Source organism: Candidatus Kapaibacterium sp., from assembly GCA_025059875.1.
In the GTDB taxonomy this organism is placed as follows: Bacteria; Bacteroidota; Ignavibacteria; order Kapaibacteriales; family HRBIN21; genus HRBIN21.
Genome location: JANXCT010000029.1, coordinates 1 through 574, shown reverse-complemented (window position 1 = coordinate 574; position 574 = coordinate 1). Strand labels below are relative to the sequence as shown.

Here is a 574-nt window from a genome sequence, read left to right as displayed (position 1 = left end):
CACGGGTGGAAGTAGACTTCGCCCGCTACGGTGGGCACGCCGATGCAGTTGCCATAGTCTGCGATCCCGCGCACTACGTGTTCAAACAGGTAGCGGTTGCGCGCTTCGCTAAGTGGTCCAAAGCGCAGTGAGTTCAGAAGGGCGATCGGGCGTGCGCCCATCGTAAACACATCGCGAATGATCCCACCGACCCCTGTGGCAGCGCCGTGGTACGGCTCTACCGCCGAGGGGTGATTGTGGCTCTCTACCTTGAACACGATGCCCAGCTGATCATCCAGAGGCACGACGCCCGCGTTTTCAAAGCCCGCGCCTTCTAAAGCCTCGCGATAGCGCTTAAACAGCCGCAGCACAGGGCGCGAATGTTTGTAGCCACAGTGTTCCGACCACATCACAGCAAACATCCCCAGCTCGACATCGTTTGGCTCGCGCCACATCAGCTCCACGATGCGACTGTACTCGGCGTCAGTCAATCCCATCGCGCGCCACTCATCAGGCGATCGGCGAACTACCACCATCACGCCAAGTGTACCTGAAACGCTCGGTGCCCAAGGTAGCACACGCAGTACACACTTTG

At 59.6% G+C, this 574-nt stretch carries 1 protein-coding gene; it reads right to left on the bottom strand.

Annotated elements, in window-relative coordinates; all coding sequences use genetic code 11:
• Window positions 1-515: AIR synthase related protein (locus NZ960_08645; GenBank protein MCS7177656.1), on the bottom strand; the 515-nt coding region annotated here is incomplete at its 3' end.
• Window positions 516-574: the final 59 nt, after the last annotated feature.